The organism is Acinetobacter kyonggiensis (assembly GCF_900107285.1).
In the GTDB taxonomy this organism is placed as follows: domain Bacteria; phylum Pseudomonadota; class Gammaproteobacteria; order Pseudomonadales; family Moraxellaceae; genus Acinetobacter; species Acinetobacter kyonggiensis.
The window spans coordinates 55,531-74,834 of record NZ_FNPK01000001.1 but is presented as its reverse complement, the minus strand read 5'-3'; the positions used below and the strand labels follow the sequence as shown (position 1 = coordinate 74,834).

Here is a 19,304-nt window from a genome sequence, read left to right as displayed (position 1 = left end):
ATTTATACCGCAGCTGCAATCACTTGCTCGGTGTTAAGTACACCTTGCTCAATCAAGCGGTTGGTACAGGCAATAATCGCTTCGATTGAAGAGGTCACGATGTTGTCATGCACCCCAGCACCAAATGCAGATTTACCTGTCCCTTTGATTTGAAGTTCGATCAAGGCCAAAGCTTTGGCATGTGCGCCAGAACTGATGCTACGTTCTTCATAACTTAAAACATCAATCGGCAATTGAAGTGCATTCAAAATTGCAGAAATTGGACCATTGCCTTCACCGCGCAATTGTTGCGTTTCACCATTCACATCAACATCAAGTTCAATCACTTGACAGCCATTTTCATCTGACAAGCGATAGTTTTTTACTGAATAATGTGCATCTTTGGCAGCAACATAATTTTCTTTGAACAATGCCCAAATATCTTGTGCGGTGACTTCTTTGGCTTGTTCATCAGTGACTTGTTGCACCGCTTGCGAGAATTCAATTTGTAAACGACGTGGCAACACCACGTTGTAACTAGATTCTAACAAGTAAGCGATTCCACCTTTACCTGACTGTGAATTGACACGAATCACCGCGTCATAGTCACGACCTAAATCTTTAGGGTCGATTGGCAAGTAAGGCATATCCCACATGTCTTGGTTCTTTTGGAATTCAAAGCCTTTTTTGATGGCATCTTGATGTGAACCAGAGAATGCAGTGAACACCAAGTCGCCAGCATATGGATGACGTGGATGCACAGGTAAGCCAGTACATTCTTCAATGGTGGCAATGATTTCATTAATGTTGGAGAAATCTAAGTTAGGTGCAACACCTTGGGTATACATATTTAAAGCAATTGCGGCAACGTCGACATTACCCGTACGTTCACCATTACCAAATACACAACCTTCAACGCGGTCTGCACCTGCCATAATGGCCAATTCAGAAGCGGCAATCCCACAACCACGGTCGTTATGACAATGCACAGAAATGATCACACCATCACGACGTTGAATGTTGCGGTGCATCCATTCAATTTGGTCGGCATAGACGTGCGGGCCTGAAACTTCAACCGTTGCAGGCAAGTTTAAGATGACTTTATTCTCTGGAGATGCTTCCCAAATTTCAGTGACCGCATCACAGACATCTTTCGCGACGTCTAATTCAGTTGCAGTAAAACATTCAGGGCTGTATTGGAAAATCCAGTCCGTATTTGGATATTGCGCTGCATATTCTTTGACTTTTGTCGCCGCATTCATGGCTAATTTTTTAGCGCCAGCAACATCAACATTCAAGACTTTTTCACGGAACGTCGGTGAGTTTGAATTGTAAATATGTACGATGGCACGTTTTGCACCAACTAAAGATTCAAAAGTACGCTCAATTAAATGATCACGTGCCTGAACCAAAACTTCAATATAAACGTCATCTGGAATATGATCTTCTTCAATCAATTTACGGGTGAAGTCAAAGTCAATTTGTGATGCAGAGGGGAAACCAATTTCAATATGTTTAAAGCCAATTTTTACCAACATTTGGAACATTTTGAATTTTTGTTCCATATCCATCGGTTCAAAAATTGCTTGGTTACCGTCACGAAGGTCTGTGCTCATCCAAATAGGCGCTTGATTAATTTCTTTATTCGGCCATTGACGATCTGGCAAGTCTACACGTTGATACATGCGACGATATTTTTTACTTGGATCAGCTAACATCATGAGGTAACTCCTTGTGCAGCATAGGTTGCTCGTATCTTGGGTAAAGGCAACTGCTTACTACTTATATAGATGGTGTCTATTGTATCGATTTACAAGTAATTTTCGGAGAATTTTCACCTAAAGTAGCATAAGTCTTATGCGGTGGATTAAACACCTTATAAGCTTAAATACGCTTATCTTGTAAATGGATTAACTTGACCCTAATTCTAAAATAGCGCGCTTGGAAATAATTTCCTTATTTTGCAGTGTATGATTAGATTAAGAAAAAAAATTCCTTTAAATGTTTTATTTATGCAAAATATGTTCTTGATTAATGTTATTGACGGTGGCTGTTCCCATTAAAGCCATGGTAATCTCAAATTCTTCCTTTAAAATTTTAAGCACATGCGCCACGCCTAAAGCGCCTGCGGTTGCCAATCCATAAATATAAGGACGACCAATGCACACGGCTGTCGCACCCAAAGCAATCGCTTTAAACACATCCGAACCACGACGAATACCACCATCTAAAATTAAAGGGAAGTCTGTAGGGACGACTTTCTTGATCAGTTTCAAAGCAGTGAGCGGGGAAATACACGTATCTAAGACTCGGCCGCCATGATTAGAAATAATCAGTCCTTGCACACCGTATTGCAGCGCAAGTTTGGCATCTTGAGGATGGACAATGCCTTTTAAAATCACGGGTAAGGAGGTGTGTGCAATGATCCATTCAATATCTTTCCATTTTGGTGCAATCTGCATTAAGCCATTAAATACAGGGTGTTGATTTTCACCTATTTCAGGCAATGGAATATGTGTGGGTGTATGTGGATGCTGCATGCCTTCAGGCAGTTGAAAAAATACCCGGCGTTCACGATCCCGAATGCCTGTATGCGGTGAATCAACGGTAATGACGAGGGCTTTAAAGTTTTGTTGTTCTGCCAGTTTGACCAATGCCAGTGATTTTTCACGATCACCTTGCCAATATAACTGAAACCATTTGTATGGATTGTCTATCTTTAGACTACGCATATCGGTATTGCTAAAATTACTTAAAATAAGATTGCTTTCAAGTACTTCAGCAGCCAAAGCCGTAGCAAGTTCTGCTTCAGGATGAAATTGTTGCTGATGTCCAATCGGGGCTAAAAAAATAGGATGAGGGAACTTTTGCCCCAAAATTTCACAGGCTGTATGACCTTGGGTTAGGTCATTTAAATGCCTTGGAATGAGTTGTATTGTTTTAAATTGATCAAGATTGTCTTGCACACTCAATTCATCCATCGATCCGCCTTGTAAGTAGTGCCAGACCATAGTTGGAAGGTGTTGCTGTGCTTGTTTTTCGTAGTCTGCAATGGTTTGTAAATAAGCCGGAATTTGTTTTAAAGGGGCGAGGGGCGTAAAAGCGTTCATAGGTCACCCCATTGGCGTAATAAATTATGATAATGACTGGTCAAATGGATGATCTCTTCTGAATCACCGACCTGTTGGCGTAGTTTCATAATGGTCATATCAAGGTCAAACAACATGCTACGCTGCCAGTCATCTTTCACCATGCTTTGTAACCATGTAAATGCAGCAACCCGTTTGCCCGCAGTAACTGCTTCAACCCGATGTAAACTGGTCGCAGGGTAGAGAATGGCATCACCTGCATCCAATTTAACTTCATGGCTGCCATAATGATCTTCAACCACCAGTTCACCGCCTTCATATTCATCGGGTTCAGATAAAAATAGGGTGATGGAGACATCAGTTCGAATCGGCTGTCCAGTTGCTGTTGAATATTGCACTGCACTATCAACATGGTTGCCATAACTGCCGTCATGTTGATAACAATTAAATAAGGGTGCAAGAATATGTTTCGGTAATCCAGCAGATTTGACCAGCGAATTTTGTTGTATGGCGTGCAATATTTTGGGGGAAAGAGATTGATAGATGATGCTATTCACATCAATTTGTAGATTCTGTTTAATTTTTTGCGCTTGAATACCAGCACTGTGTTGTCCATGAATCCATGCCTGACTGGTATCTAATTGCTGACGTAATTCAGTCACTTGTTGTTTGGTCAAAACTTCAGGAATATGTAACATCATTAGGCTTATCAACCTTCCTTAAATGGGTTGAATTCAAAAATAAAAATGTAGTGCATTATGCATAACACACTACATTTATACTCAATTTTGTCAGCTTAATTAAGCTTAAGTGGCTTAAAACTTATAATTAAACGTCAGTGCTGCTGAACGTGGTTGGCCCATCACTAAACGTGCGCCACTATTATTTAGCGTACTAATGTATTCTTTATCTGCAAGGTTATAGATGTTGAGGTTTAATGATGCTTTATCATTTAAGGTATAGCCTAACAATGCATCAAAGACCATATAGCTTGGAATGGCAGGCATGGTTGTTGTTGCAGTTGAACCAGGAGTAATTGAGCGTTTTTGTTCATCAACATAACGTGCACCTAGGCCCGCTCTAAATCCAGCAACACTATAAGTCGTCCATAGCGTTGCGGTCCAGTCTGGAGACCAGCGTACTGCATTGTTTTCGGTCCAAACTTTAGTGGTTGCATTATAAGTCTGCTGATTTTCTTGTTCGCTATCCATAAGAGCAACACCTGCTGATACATTCCATGCACGGGTAATTTGTCCTACTGCACCAAGTTCTAAACCTTTAACTGTGGTTTTCCCTTCTGGAATATATTGTAAGGTAATCGGATCTTGCGTAATTTGATTTTCATTTTCAGTATGATAGGCCGCCGCAGTTAAGATAAGTTTATCTTCATTGAATGTCCATTTCGTGCCAATTTCGTAATGATGGGTTTCTTGCGGTTTGGTTGATGGATTATTGGTTACGTTGGTTGTAGAGTTTGAAGCACTGTTTAATACGAACCCAGTTCCTGGCGGTGTTAGTGATTTTGCATAAGACGCATAAACACTACTTGCTGTTGTTGGTTTAAATACACCACCGAGTTTCCAGCTGACTAACGTGCCATGCGTGCTTAAATTGCTTGGCGTTTTAGTCACGGCTAAAGTTGTAGCATCGGTTACAACGGTTAATGCATCTGCTTCAGTATCATAATAGTCAACGCGCACGCCGCCATTCAGTTGAAAACGCTCGCCAAACTTAAGTGTGTCAAATAAATAGGCTGCTACAGTATCTGTTTTGCCATTCGCATAAGCTCCAGTATAAACGAGGTCTGGCAAGATTTGATAAGGATCGGGAGAGTACAAATTTGCTGATGGAATTGTTGGCGCTGCCTGTCCGGGAGTTTGTACATTTAAGGTATTATTAAACTGCTCCTCTCGTAACAGCTCTAAACCAGCGACAAGATCGTGTTCAACAAAACCAGTTTTAGCCTTGATGTTGAGCGTAGTTTGGTTGGTGAGAATTTTATTTTCTTGATCAACCCCTTGACGCGTGCGCACTACAGACCATGAATTTGGATCTTTAGGGGTCGCAAGATTGCTGATCACCAAACCATTAACACCTGTTAATACGCGATCCATTTCAGTTTTGCCAAATCTAGAAATGTTGGTGAGTTTGATATTTTCGTTCAGATCACTTTCAATTTTTGCTGTGAACATGTCAGCATCAACATCTTCATGATCATTAATATTACCGTAAAAAGTTTCACGATCTACAGGTTCCGCAGCATTGACTGCGGCATTAATGATGTCACGCTGTGCCTGCGTTAGTTTTGCATCGGTATTATTGTAATAAAAGCCTTTCATGCCGATGGTTGGAATACCACCATCAGGAATATTACGTTGGCGAACATGCTGCGAATATAAGTAAAAACGTGTATCGCTGTCTAAACCGAATGCAATCGAAGGGGCAATGGCATAGCTGTTATTTTCGACATAATCACGGCCATCTATACCACCTTCCTGACCCATTACGTTTAAACGAATCGCTGTTCCTGTAGAAAGTGCTTGGTTAATATCTGCAGTGAGGCGTGAATGTTTAGCAGTATTATACGTTGCAGAGACTTCCTGACTATTTTCTAAATGAGGAAGCTTACTGACTAAATTGATATATCCACCCGCACCACCACGACCAGCTTCTGCACCAGAAGGGCCTTTAACCACTTCAATTTGTTCTAGATTATAGATATCACGACTGATTGCACCAATATCACGGATACCATCTAGATAAATCGAGTTTTTAGTATCGAAACCACGCATCTGGAAAGAATCTCCCGCGCTGGTATTGCCGTTTTCACCCAGTTGCAAAGTAATCCCCGGTGTATTACGCAATGCTTCTGTTAAAGAGGTTGCCCCTTGTTCTTTTAATAATTCTTTTTTGATGACTGAGATTGTTTGCGGTGTATCGACCAGTGGTTGAGTATATTTCGGTGAACTGACGGCATTTGCTTTATATTTATTTTCGACTTCAGATTGAACTGTAATTTTTGGTAGAACCGTTGTCTCATCTTTAATAGGTGTTGCCGCATGGGTCATGAGGGGGAGAGATGCAGCTAAAGCAACCAATGGAGCTGTTCTATTGTGTTTACGGCTTTTAATCTGTGTCATTGTGGGTAATCCCTAATATCGTATATGACAGAATTTCCTTACTGCTTGCAACTTTTGAGCTGCTGCAAAATAGCAGTAAATATGGAGGTATTGTTATAGCGAGTAACAATTGATGCGAATTCTAGTGATAATAGTTATCATTAACAATGTTATTTCTTTGAAATAGAACGATTTGATGATGGAAATAATGTTTAAATGAGACTTGGCGATTTAAGAAAACAATCGTGATAGGTGAAAGGTGAACTAAATTTTATATAGAAATAAATCGAATGGTAAAATATATAAAAACCAATATCTTAGTAAGTTAATGAAAAGAAATTAAATATTCTGGAGTTAATGAAAATAATCTCCAGAATTGGATTTATTAAATAAATTTTTCTTAAAGTTCTGCCCATTTTCGCATCAAGTTGTGATACAGATTGGTGAGTTTAACCACTTCCTCGTGTTGATCACCCAGTTGCATCCGCAGGCTTTGAATAGATTGGTCTAAATTAAACAGCATATGGCGCTCAGCATCATCACGAATCATGCTTTGTACCCAAAAAAATGAAGCAATACGGCAACCTGAGGTCACAGGGGTTACTTCGTGCAAACTGGTCGATGGGTAAAGAATCATATCGCCCGCAGGAAGCTTAACCTCATGGTAGCCATAAGTGTCTTCAACCACTAAGTCACCACCTTCATATTCTTCTGGTTCAGTTAAAAAAACGGTACAGGATAAGTCTGTACGTAGACGCTCGTTGGTTCCTCGAATACGACGAATTGAATTATCGACATGAAAACCAAAAGCCTCATTATTTTCATAACGATTAAACAGTGGGGGAATAATGTCTAAAGGAATAGCCGCAGATAAAAAAAGTGGATGTTGACCTAAAGATTCTAAAATAATCGTACTTAAGTGGTGGGTCAGTGGAAGATCTTCGGGTAGTTGTTGATTTTGTTTCACCGTGGCAGAAAGTGTTCCAGCAGTGACTTTGCCATTGACCCATTCAATTTTTGCCATTTCATCACGAAAATATTGCACTTGTTCTTTACTGAGTACGTTTGGAATATGATGAATCACGGTAATACACCTTTAGAAAAATGAATTCTTTGGCTATAAAAATAGCCTCATGATGAGGCTATTTTAAATCAAATCCCATAAAGTATTTATGGGATTATTTGATTAGATTTTAGTATTTAAAGTTCAACGATAATACAGCACTACGACCTTCAGCTTCTGTTGCATAGTGAGATGCATAAGCTTTAGTGAAGTAACGTTCATCAGATAAGTTGTTTACATTTAATTGTAAATCAACATTTTTGTTCACGTTATAACGCGCCATTGCGTCGTAACGTACGTAACCCGGCACGTATTTGGTATTTGCAGCATCACCATAGACTTTATCCATAGCAATAGCACCCGCACCTAAAGTTAATTGCGGTAATACTTGGTAAGTTGTCCAAAGTGTTGCGCTGTTCTTAGCAACATTTTGAACTTGATTACCATTAACTGGATTAGAAGCATATATCGCAGGTTGACCTGTAGCAGCAGTATTTACAAATCCTGCATCAACCAATTCACTGTCTAAATAAGTATAACCCGCAGATACAGCCCATTTTTCAGTGATGTTACCGTTCACGCCAAGTTCGATACCATCAACACGTGTCTCACCGATATTTTTGGTCGTGCCTTCATCAGTTGTTGCACGTGTATTGGTTTTTTCGGTACGGAAGATTGCAGCGGTTAAATTCAACTTCTCATTCAGCACATCCCATTTAGTGCCAATTTCATAAGTTTTAACTTCTTCAGGTTTTAAGTTCTGAATAGCAGCCGTAATACCTTCCGAACCGTCACCACCATCGACACCGACTGGATTTGATGATGTTGCATAACTTGCATAGATTGAGCCATTTTCGACTGGTTTATAGACTAAGCCGACTTGGTAGTTGACAAAATCAGAGTCATTTTTAATCGTTACTTGATCGCCAGCTTTAGCGGTTGGTAGTACAGGTGGGGTTGCTGTTGGGTTGCCTAATACAGCACTATTACGAGCGCCATAAGTCATGGTTTGTTGAGCAGAGTAGTCATCCCAACGAAGGCCTAAGTCTAAAATCCATTGTGGGCTAAATTCAATACTGTCTAGAAAATAAACGGATTTGTTTTCATTTTCAATGTTATAACGATCGGCACCTTCGGTACTGATGCGGCCTGTCCATTGACCACGATTAGGATTTTGGACCGAAGTACACCAGCCTGAAGCAATAGCAGCTGCATTACATGCGCTATTGGCAGTACCTGTAGAGGTCAGACCATCAATAATATATTGTGTACGATCGGTTTCTTGGTCTGAGTACTCAGCACCTAAGTTAAAGCTGTGCTTTAAGCGACCTGTATTAAATTTACCAGTTAAAGCCAGTTGGTCTGTAAAGGTATCTGTATCGGCTACACGTGAGTTCGTACGCGCCCAAACATTTCCTGTTAAAGCCCCTGTAGCATCATAAAAGTTACCTTTTGAATCATCAGGGTTTGTCCAAAGGTAGTCATTTTTAGATTTATTATAAACAGCGGTATTGGTAATGGTTAAATCATCAGTAAGATCATGCTCAAGCTTGATGGTTCCTGATTGATTTTCTTGTTTTTGGAAATCACGATCTTTCCAGCCGTAATACATACCTTGTTTAACATCAATCGGTTTACCATTACCATTTAAACCTGCTTTTGCATTAGTAGTTGCAAATGGGTTGTTATATGGAATGCCAGAATCAGGTGTATCATCAGCTTTTAAGTAATAGTAACTTAAAGTTGCACGCGTATCACTATCTAAACCAAAAGTGATGCTTGGGGCAATACCTGCACGTGCATATTCAGCACCATCCGCTTGACCGGCTTTGTCGTTGTGGTGTCCCATTACAGCAACACGTGCCGCAATGCCATTACCAAAATCTTTGTTGCCATCTAAAGTGATACGTTGGTAATCATCTGTTCCTGCACCAACTGAACCTTCTAAAAAGTCACCTTTTTTAGCCACTTTAGAAATCATGTTGATACTACCGCCAGTTGTTCCCGCACCGCCTATAGCAGATGCAGAACCTTTGGTAATTTCAACTTGCTCAATAGCAAACATTTCACGGTTTTGAGACGCCGAGTTACGTACGCCGTCTACATACATTGAGCTTTCAGAGTTATAACCACGAATAAATGGACGGTCACCATTTGGGTTACCACCTTCACCTGCGCCTAGAGTAATACCCGGTACTGTACGTAACGCATCGCTTAAAGTCGTTACTTGAGTATCTTCAATCAACTGTTTAGAAATGACAGAAACTGATTTAGGAGTATTAAGAAGGGGAGCTACAAATTTAGAATTCGCAGATTGATCTACTTTTAGACTTTGTTCTGTTTTTGCCTGAGTGTGAATAGTATCAAGTTGAGCAACTTGATCTTGTGCAATTGCATTACCAGCGATAACTGAAAGTGATGACACAATCGCAGAAGATACGAATTTTTTGCGTGTTTTAATGAAGGCCATTTCTAACTCAAAATGTGTACTGTGAAAATGTATGAGAATAATAATGATTCTTATTTTTTATCACTATTGATAGAGATTGGAATTGACGATTCTCAACATAAAATAAAACGGAATATTAGATGAAACAATGTAACAAATTGTAATTAAGTGTTTGATTGTGTTGTTATATAGGAAAACCCTGCATAAGCAGGGTTTTTTATGGGGATTTTAAATATTAAAATTTGAAGGTGGTGCTTAACTGAACGCGACGACCTTCTTGGGTGTTGCTATAACGATTGTAGTAGCCAGTTCCTACTTTTTCATAGTCATTAAAGTCTTTGTCAAAGACATTATATAAAGCTACACCTACATCCCAATTGTCATTTACATTAAAATTAGATCCAATATGAAATAAACCATAGGATTTAAAGTCACCTAAAGTATTGTAAACGCTCTTTTCTGTAGCTGTCATATTTTCATATGATTTTAAATAACGTGTTCTTTCACTACGATATTCACCACGCGCCCAGAGTTGAATATTGTCATCGGCTTGCCATTTGAGTGAGGCATTCAATATGTGTTCAGGCGTATCAGTTAGGGATGGATTTCCTAGAGCCGCATCTTTGATTTCAGTTTCTGTCCAAGTGTAATTCATCCCTAGTTTCCAACTAGGAGCGAATTCCCAATTGAACCCCGTTTCAATACCATAGATGTCAGCTTTTTCAGCATTGATTGGACGGCTGACGCTCCAGCCTCGATTAGCACCATTTTGATTTGTATCACCAGGTTGCATTTGCCAAGGCGTACCAACGCTCGCCATAAGCTTTTCACACTCAGTTTTACTTGCTGGTATTGCTGCATCACAGGTCATCTCAGCTGAACCTGTCAAGATTTTATCTTCAACCTGACTATAGAACGCAGTAATATTGGCATCAAAGTTAGAAGTATTATTAAAATAAGTTCCGAACTCTAAATTTTTACTGGTTTCTGGCTTTAAATTAGAACTGCCAAAAAGAGGAATTCGACCTTGACCACCAACGTTATAAATACCATCGGTTAAGCGTTCTAAGCGTGGTGCTTTATAGCCTTCGCTATAACCGCCTTTCAATGTCCAATTATCATTGGCATTCCACACTAAATAAGCTCGTGGTGTCCAGAAATCACCAAAAGTATCATGGTTGTCATAACGTAAACCCAGTGTTAAAGCCAATTGATCTGTCAATGCCCATGTATCTTCAGCAAATAAACCAATTTGTTCAAAAGAGACTTCTTTGTTTGCACGTAAACCATCTTTAATACTTGCTTCCCACCATTGTCCACCAAAAGTCATATTGTGACCTTGGATGGCTTGGGTCGTAAATTTACTATCAATGGTTGTATCTTCACTTTCCAACAGGCGAGGTGATACAACCATTGAACCGCCTTGTGCACGAGAAGGAATTAAACGTCCAATCGTTTCTGTCTGAGTGTTGCTGATACTTGACTCAAGTGTTCCAACTTTGTTGCGCCATGTATGCGCTAAAATAACTTTATCTCGGTTAAATTCTTTTGCTTCATCATATCCACCATTCGCACCTAAGGTTCCTAATTGTCCCTTACTGTTATCGTACCATTGCTCTGTTTGTTCATATTCAACAGATAAATCATGATCATCTGTAGGTGTTAGGGTTAAGCGCACACCAATGGTTTCTAAATCCGATTTAGTTGGATTTTGTCCCATATTTAATTCTACATCTTGATCATTTTCATCCAAATATCCAACATTTGATTGGTCACGTTCAGCCTTTCGTGCACGAAGTTGAATACCGAGTAAATCTTTAACAAGAGGGCCAGATACGAAAGCATCTACAGCGCGTTGATTGCCGAAATCAGAACTATTCGGAAGTACTGTGCCTTCTAAGGTGACAGCACCCGTCCATACTGGTGAAACTTTTTTAGTAATAATATTGACTACGCCACCCATTGCATCTGAACCATAAAGCGTAGATGCAGGGCCACGAATCACTTCAATTCGTTCAATTGCTGATATGGGTGGAATAAAACTATTATTGGATTCTCCAAATCCATTGGGTGAAATATCGCCAGTACTATTCTGTCTACGTCCATCGACTAAAACTAAGGTATATTCTGAATCCATTCCCCGAATACGAATGTTTAAACCACCTGTTTTTCCAGCCGTAGGGCTAATATCAACGCCTTCTACATCCACTAAAGCATCGGCAATCGAATTAATTCGTTTATTTTTTAAATCTTCTGCTGTAATCACCGTGATAGAAGCAGGAGCATCTTTAATTTTTTGTTCATAACCTGCCGCGGACACCACAATGGTCGAAAGCTGATGTTTAGAAGAAGGCTCTATTTCAGTATTGGCAAAAACAGAAGCGGAGGTCATTCCTAGAATAGCGATGCTAAGCGGACGAAGGTTGAACTTACTCATAAAATAGAATTCCAAAGATGGACGAGATAAATAATTGAAAACAAATAAAATAAAAAACAAACAACTTAATAGTAATGATAAAGTTTATCATTTGCAATAAAAAATATACAAAAGTGCCACTCATGGATAAAGAAGGGAGTTTTGTTTACATAAAACGTAGATTTTATTGAGGGAAAGCGTAAAAATAGTGGTTAAATTATCCTGCTTTGTATATCTTGCAATGTTGTCATATAATGTGGCACTTTCAAAATTGCAATTACTATTTCTATATCGAGGAAGCCATGCAAGTAACTTCTGAAGCGGTTTCGGGCGTTGCCCGTCGTTTAAATGTATCTGTACCGACGAGCCGTGTGAACGAGCAATTTGAAGCTCGTTTAAAACGCACTGCCAAAACTGCGAAGATCAACGGCTTCCGTCCAGGTAAAGTGCCTTTAAATGTTGTACGTCGTGAATATGGCGCAGGTATTTATCAAGAAGTTGTGAACGATGTAATTCGTGACACAGTTTTCGAAGCAATTCAGCAAGAAAAAATCAATGCTGTTGGTATGCCAAACATTGATAAAGTTGAAAACAAAGACGACGCTCTTGTTTATCAAGCAACTGTAGAAGTTTATCCAGAAGTTGAAGTAAACGCATTTGACGCTTTGGAAATTGAACGTAAAAAATCTGAAGTTAACGACAAAGACGTTGACCAAATGATTGAAAACCTTCAAAAGCAACGTGCAGCTTGGGCTGAAACAAAAGGCATGGCTAAAAAAGACATGCAAGTGACTTTTGATTTCGAAGGCACTGTTGACGGTGAAAAGTTTGAAGGCGGTACTGCTGAAGACTTTAAACTTGTTTTAGGTTCAGGTCGTATGATTCCGGGCTTCGAAGACGGTATCGTTGGTATGAAGAAAGGCGAAGAGAAAGTAATTGACGTTACTTTCCCTGAAGACTACCAAGCTGAAAACCTTGCAGGTAAAGCTGCACAGTTTAAAATTACTGTTAAACTTGTTGAAAAACAAAAACTTCCAGAAATTGATGCTGAATTCTTAAAAATCTTTGGTTTAACTGAAGAAGAAGGCGTTGAAAAATTAAAAGCTGACGTTCGCAAAAACATGGAACGTGAAGTAATGAACGGTCTTCGTAACCAAGTTAAAGCTGCAACATTTGATGCACTTGTAGCTGCGAACGAAGTTGAAGTTCCTGCTGCTATGTTGTCTCAAGAAATTGACCGTCAACGTCAACAAATGATCCAACAATTCACGCAACAGTTTGGTGCTCAAGGTGCGCAAGCATTTGACAGCAGCATGCTTCCAGATGACTTGTTCAAAGAACAAGCTGAGAAAGCTGTTAAACTTGGCGTATTGGTCAGCAAAGTTTTAGCTGATGCTAAAATTGAAGTTGATCCAGCGCGTGTTGAAGCGTATATCAATGACATGGCTTCTTCTTATGAAGATCCAACTGAAGTGATTGAATACTTCAAAAATGACAAACAACAACGTGCTCAAATCGAAGCTGTGGTATTAGAAGATCAAATCGTTGATCACATTTTAGCTGCTGCTAAAGTGACTAATACAGATGTTAGCTACGAAGAATTGTTGAAAGAACAACAAGCTCGCCAACAAGGCTAAGCTTAGTTAATCTAAAAAAAGGCGCATCATGCGCCTTTTTTTATGTATCGGTTTATATTAAACATGGCCTGAATTCACAATGTTTATATAAAAAATATCTGTTATTTAATTGGGAATATTTTGCAATTTCGGCAATTATCCCTCATATTGTGATTATGAGTTGAGTAACAAAAATTTAGGAATAAATAACGTATGTATGTTCCAACAATTGATAACGCTTTAGTACCAATGGTCGTAGAACAATCTTCTCGTGGTGAGCGTTCTTTTGATATTTTCTCACGTCTTTTACGTGAACGTGTCATCTTTTTGACTGGTGAAGTCGAAGACAACATGGCAAATTTAATTGTTGCTCAGATGTTGTTTTTAGAAGCAGAGAACCCAGATAAAGATATACACCTTTACATTAATTCACCAGGTGGGTCTGTAACTGCAGGTATGGCGATTTATGACACCATGCAGTTTATTAAACCTGATGTGGTGACGTACTGTATGGGACAAGCAGCATCAATGGGTGCCTTCTTGCTCAATGCAGGCGCCAAAGGTAAACGTTATTGCTTAGAAAATGCACGTGTGATGATTCACCAACCACTTGGTGGCTTCCGTGGTCAAGCATCAGATATTGAAATTCATGCACGTGAAATTCTATTCATTAAAGAACGTTTAAATCGTTTAATGGCTGAACATAGTGGTCAAGACTATGAACGTTTAGCGCAAGATACCGATCGTGATAACTTTATGACAGCTCAGGCTGCGAAAGAATACGGTCTCGTGGATGAAGTGTTAAGCAAACGTCCATAATTTTCAGATTTTAATATTGGAGTGAATATGTCCGAACATCCTCAAGGACAAAAGCATTGTTCATTTTGCGGTAAAACGCAGTCTGAAGTCGGGAAACTGATTGCAGGTGAGGACGCGTACATCTGTAATGAGTGTGTGGACGTATGCTTAGATTTAGTTCAAACCAGTCAACAAGTTGAATCGAGTGATTGGGCAACTAAGCCTTTGCCTAAACCACACGAAATTCGTGCTGCGCTCGATCAATATGTGATTGGGCAAGATGTTGCGAAAAAAACATTGTCAGTTGCGGTGTATAACCATTACAAGCGTTTAAAAGTCACTAATTCAGGTCATAAATCTGACGATGCTGTAGAACTTGCGAAAAGTAATATTTTACTTGTAGGCCCAACAGGTTCAGGTAAGACTTTATTGGCACAAACTTTAGCGCGTCTTTTAGATGTTCCTTTTGCGATGGCTGATGCGACAACATTAACCGAAGCAGGTTATGTCGGTGAAGACGTTGAAAACATTGTACAAAAGCTTCTACAAAAAGCCGATTATGATGTAGAAAAAGCGCAAAAGGGCATTATCTATATCGATGAAATCGACAAGATTACCCGTAAGTCTGAGAACCCATCTATTACTCGTGATGTATCGGGTGAAGGTGTTCAACAAGCATTATTGAAAATGATCGAAGGTACGGTGGCTTCAATTCCTCCTCAAGGTGGTCGTAAGCATCCGCAACAAGAGTTCATTCAAATTGATACTTCAAATATCCTGTTTATTTGTGGTGGTGCATTTTCGGGTCTTGAGAAAATTGTGCAGCAACGTCAGGAAAAAGGCGGTATTGGTTTCACAGCAGATGTGAAGAAAAAAGACGAAACTAAAAAATTGTCTGATTTATTCCGTCAAGTGGAAGCCAATGACTTGGTGAAATTTGGTTTAATTCCAGAATTCATTGGTCGTTTACCTGTGATTGCAACATTGGAAGAGTTAGATGAAGAAGCACTAATGCAGATTCTAACTGAGCCTAAAAATGCCTTAACACGCCAATACCAATATTTATTCGGTATGGAAAATGTTGATTTGGTATTTGAAGATTCGGCATTACGTGCTGTTGCGAAAAAAGCATTAGAGCGTAATACAGGTGCACGCGGTCTGCGTTCAATTCTGGAAAATTCTTTACTTGAAACCATGTATGATTTACCAAGCCGTACCGATGTAGGTACTGTGGTGGTGAATGATGCGGTGATTAATGCTGGAGAGAAACCAGAATTAAAACCAGAACGTCAGCCAAAAACAGAAACCGAAGCTGCGCCTAAAGTAGATTTAAAGGTGATTAACTCTAAATCTGCTTAATTCGCTATTCGTCTGAAACGTGCGGAAAACTTGAGTTTTCGCACGTTTTTTATTTCCAAAAATAATATCGAGTGTTAATCTCAACTGCTAGGCGTGGATGCCTAAAGACAATCAATTTATCGAAAAATTAATTGCTTAATTCGTACAAAAATAAAAAATACGCGGTGAGGGAAAATCATGCGTGAAGTCTGTGTTGCCATTTGTGCAAGTTTTGTTTTACTGGGATGTCATGGTAAATCTGCTATTGAACATACTCAAGTAACATCAACCTTAAAACCTGTGAATACTGAACATGAACCGGGTATGTTAGAGCAATACCGTTTTGGTATGTTTACCATCGGTGGTTGGGTTAATCAAACACCCGGACAGCGCTTCCATCCTGTACATGCACAAAATGATCAGGCTGCAATCGTGTATATGTACCGTCCTGATAGCAAATGGAACCGTCAAGAAATAGTCGCCTCCAGTCTTTTTATGAATAGTGAACGCATTCCCAGTTTGTTAAATAATCATTATTACTGGGTTGAGTTACCTGCGGGGACTTATCGTCTATCGACCAGCCGTCCGCTGGGAGTGCAACATTTTCAAAAGCCGAAATATTTAGATTTTACTGTAGATGCGGGACAAACTTATTTTATTAAATACGATGAGGAAAACCTCAGTACGCGTCGTGAAGTTTCAGGCCCTTTAATGATTGTGCCTGAAAAAACAGGCTTAAATGAAATTGCATTTACCCAGTGGAAATCTGAAAGTTTTAATTTTGTCGCAAATGATCAAAATACCGGAAAAGTGCGCAAAAAAGCGCAAAAACTTAAACCGGCAAAATATGATCCGAATTCCGATGTTCAGCTGACACAACCTTTTAAAATTTGGAACCCCACAACATGGTGATGGGGTTATTTTGATTGCTCATTTTGTTTAAACAAAGGCTTTAGAATTTTTTCAACGCGTTGATTCATTTCTTTTTGCGTTGTAGGGTCTTGCATCATTGCTGTAGACATTTCGATACTGTTACGCATGATTTCAGCCATCATTTTGCTGCTTTTTTTGTTAATCGATTGTCCAATTGGTGTTTCTAAAAACTGGATATTGGCCAAAACTTCTTCTTCTGTGAAGGTTTGCATATATACATTTTTAAGCATTTGTAAAAATTTGGGATCGGAAATGAGTTTTTGACTAAAGGAAGCCGTAACATCTGCAATTTGTTTGGCTGCTTTTTGTTGTTCTGGATTTAACTGCTGTATTTTAAAAATGTTTCTAATCACTTCTTCGGCTTGCTGGTCATAGATTGGACGCATGTCTTGTTGTGATTGTGCCAATGTTCCGCTAATGTCGCTCAGTTTAAGGGCTTTTTCTACTGATGCTTCTGTGGCAGGTTGAGCAAAGGTGCTGAAACTTAGACTGCATAATGCGATGCTACAAAGTAGCTGATTGAATTTTTTCATCATATTTTAGTTCTATTGATTGGAAAGTGTAAAAATTAGGCAAAAAAACACCCTTAACATAACTTTAGCATGTTAAGGGTGCTGAAAAAAAGTAAAACTTATTGCTTAGCCTGCAGCAGCATCTACCACAGGGATTTTACCAATTTTTGCTTGCCAGATTTTTGGTGCAGTGGCATGGATAGACGTACCATTCACGTCAACCGCAACAGATACAGGCATATCTTCAACCACAAATTTGTAGATTGCTTCCATACCCAAGTCAGCAAAAGCAACAACTTCAGCTTGACGTACCGCTTTAGAAACTAAGTACGCAGCACCACCTACAGCCATTAGGTAAGTTGCTTTGTTGTCTTTAATCGCTTCAATAGCCGTTGGACCACGGTCTGCTTTACCAATCATGCCGTACAAGCCCGTTGCTTCTAAAACTTGACGGGTAAATTTGTCCATACGTGTTGCAGTTGTTGGACCAGCAGGACCAACCACTTCATCGCCAATCGGATCGACTGGACCTACGTAGTAAATGAATTTACCTTTAAGATCAACAGGAAGCTCTTCACCGTTATCTAACATTTCACACATACGTTTATGTGCAGCGTCACGACCAGTATAGATTGTACCGTTAAGCAATAAAGTATCGCCCGGCTGCCAAGAATTCATTTCTTCTTGAGTGATGTTGTCTAGATCAACACGTTTAGAGGTTGAAGAATCCCAAGTTACAGCAGGGTAGTCAGACAATTTAGGTGCTTGAATATGCGCAATACCTGAACCATCTAACTGGAAATGTGCATGACGTGTTGCAGCACAGTTCGGAATCATACCAACGGGTTTGCCCGCAGCATGACATGGATAATCTTTGATTTTAATATCCAGAACAGTGGTTAAACCGCCAAGACCTTGTGCACCAATACCCAAAGCATTTACTTTTTCGAAGATCTCAATACGGAGTTCTTCCATTTTGCTTTGTGGACCACGACGAAGCAATTCGTCCATGTTGATTTCTTCCATCAATGCTTCTTTAGCAAGCATCATGGCTTTTTCAGCAGTACCACCAATACCAATACCCAACATACCCGGTGGACACCAGCCTGCACCCATGGTTGGAACAGTTTTAAGTACCCAATCCACGATAGAGTCAGATGGATTCAACATCGCCAATTTAGATTTATTTTCTGAACCGCCACCTTTGGCAGCCACAGTAATATCGACTTTGTTACCCGGTACGAGTTTGTAGTGAATCACGGCAGGGGTGTTGTCTTTGGTATTTTTACGACCAAAAGCAGGATCGGCTAAAACAGATGCACGAAGAATGTTCGAGTTTTCTAGGTAACCCTGACGTACACCTTCGTTAATTGCGTCATCTAGGCTCATGGTTAAATCAAATTTAACGTCTAAACCCACTTCAAGAAATACGTTAACAATCCCTGTATCTTGGCAGATCGGGCGATGACCTTCTGCACACATACGAGAGTTAATTAAGATTTGTGCAATAGCATCTTTTGCGGCTTTGTTCTCTTCACGATCATAAGCACGGCTCATCGCTTGGATAAAGTCTTGTGGATGATAGTAAGAAATGAACTGAAGCGCATCTTTTACTGATGTGATCAAGTCATCTTGCTTGATAATAGTTGTCATATCAAATATCTCTTGAGCGGGCTGTTAGCTAGCGGGCTAAATTATAAGATAAAAAGCAAGTTTTGTGGGTATTTTGACTGCTTTTTGGGCGAAAGTTTAATAGGCAATTTCAACTGAAGATTGATACCATTTTTATGGTATTTTTTGTCATAGATAGAATGAAAAGTGGTCATATTTCAGTATGAGGATGGTATTTAAAGCTCAAATTAAGATGTGTTAAATGTATTTTTATCTATATCTTTTTGAAAGTTAAAATATTATTTCTGATTATGTGGAATATGACAGTGTTGTCATAATATTGTCATAAAACTTTTACATAATTATTTCATTAAATTTAGA

Annotated in this window: 13 protein-coding genes; 4 read left to right on the top strand and 9 right to left on the bottom strand. The window is 39.4% G+C overall.

The genetic code is table 11. The annotated features are described in order from the left end of the window. Window positions 1-2: 2 nt before the first annotated feature. The 7 genes from leuA to BLV99_RS00265 form a co-directional block, all read right to left on the bottom strand. Window positions 3-1,700 (bottom strand): 2-isopropylmalate synthase, encoded by a 1,698-nt coding sequence (gene leuA, locus BLV99_RS00295; RefSeq protein WP_092686606.1) that lies wholly within the window; start codon window positions 1,698-1,700, stop codon window positions 3-5. A gap of 285 nt (window positions 1,701-1,985) precedes the next feature. Further along, on the bottom strand, window positions 1,986-3,089 hold the full coding sequence (locus BLV99_RS00290; protein WP_092686603.1) for an alpha-hydroxy acid oxidase: 1,104 nt from the start codon (window positions 3,087-3,089) through the stop codon (window positions 1,986-1,988). Beyond that, a complete protein-coding gene (locus BLV99_RS00285; protein WP_086183760.1) occupies window positions 3,086-3,769 on the bottom strand; it encodes a Fe2+-dependent dioxygenase in 684 nt (227 codons plus the stop codon). The genes BLV99_RS00290 and BLV99_RS00285 overlap by 4 nt, the downstream gene beginning before the upstream one ends. Window positions 3,770-3,883: 114 nt before the next feature. Further along, window positions 3,884-6,208, bottom strand: a complete 2,325-nt coding sequence (locus tag BLV99_RS00280; RefSeq protein WP_092686601.1) for a catecholate siderophore receptor Fiu — start codon at window positions 6,206-6,208, stop codon at window positions 3,884-3,886. A gap of 379 nt (window positions 6,209-6,587) precedes the next feature. Continuing rightward, window positions 6,588-7,271, bottom strand: a complete 684-nt coding sequence (locus tag BLV99_RS00275; RefSeq protein WP_086164979.1) for a Fe2+-dependent dioxygenase — start codon at window positions 7,269-7,271, stop codon at window positions 6,588-6,590. 109 nt (window positions 7,272-7,380) lie between these two features. Further along, window positions 7,381-9,720: a TonB-dependent receptor gene (locus BLV99_RS00270; protein ID WP_092686599.1), complete on the bottom strand. Its 2,340-nt coding sequence runs from the start codon at window positions 9,718-9,720 to the stop codon at window positions 7,381-7,383. A gap of 214 nt (window positions 9,721-9,934) precedes the next feature. After that, the gene (locus BLV99_RS00265; protein WP_092686597.1) at window positions 9,935-12,136 is read right to left on the bottom strand and encodes a TonB-dependent receptor domain-containing protein; all 2,202 of its coding nucleotides are present in this window, start codon (window positions 12,134-12,136) and stop codon (window positions 9,935-9,937) included. Window positions 12,137-12,417: 281 nt separating this feature from the next. Between BLV99_RS00265 and tig the strand changes: the two genes are divergently transcribed. From tig to BLV99_RS00245, 4 genes are all read left to right on the top strand, one after another. Continuing rightward, on the top strand, window positions 12,418-13,752 hold the full coding sequence (gene tig / locus BLV99_RS00260; RefSeq protein WP_086183755.1) for a trigger factor: 1,335 nt from the start codon (window positions 12,418-12,420) through the stop codon (window positions 13,750-13,752). Window positions 13,753-13,944: 192 nt separating this feature from the next. Next, a complete protein-coding gene (clpP, locus tag BLV99_RS00255; RefSeq protein ID WP_004649780.1) occupies window positions 13,945-14,550 on the top strand; it encodes an ATP-dependent Clp endopeptidase proteolytic subunit ClpP in 606 nt (201 codons plus the stop codon). 27 nt (window positions 14,551-14,577) lie between these two features. Then, window positions 14,578-15,888: an ATP-dependent protease ATP-binding subunit ClpX gene (clpX, locus tag BLV99_RS00250; RefSeq protein WP_092686595.1), complete on the top strand. Its 1,311-nt coding sequence runs from the start codon at window positions 14,578-14,580 to the stop codon at window positions 15,886-15,888. A gap of 177 nt (window positions 15,889-16,065) precedes the next feature. Further along, window positions 16,066-16,779, top strand: coding sequence for a DUF2846 domain-containing protein (locus tag BLV99_RS00245; protein WP_092686593.1), 714 nt, complete (start codon window positions 16,066-16,068; stop codon window positions 16,777-16,779). A 5-nt stretch (window positions 16,780-16,784) separates the two neighbouring features. Here BLV99_RS00245 and BLV99_RS00240 read toward each other — a convergent pair whose 3' ends face one another. Both BLV99_RS00240 and BLV99_RS00235 read right to left on the bottom strand, forming a co-directional pair. Beyond that, complete coding sequence (locus BLV99_RS00240; protein WP_244516267.1) at window positions 16,785-17,336, bottom strand: DUF2059 domain-containing protein; 552 nt, start codon at window positions 17,334-17,336, stop codon at window positions 16,785-16,787. 102 nt (window positions 17,337-17,438) lie between these two features. Beyond that, on the bottom strand, window positions 17,439-18,965 hold the full coding sequence (locus tag BLV99_RS00235) for a fumarate hydratase (RefSeq protein WP_086164972.1): 1,527 nt from the start codon (window positions 18,963-18,965) through the stop codon (window positions 17,439-17,441). Window positions 18,966-19,304 lie beyond the last annotated feature (339 nt).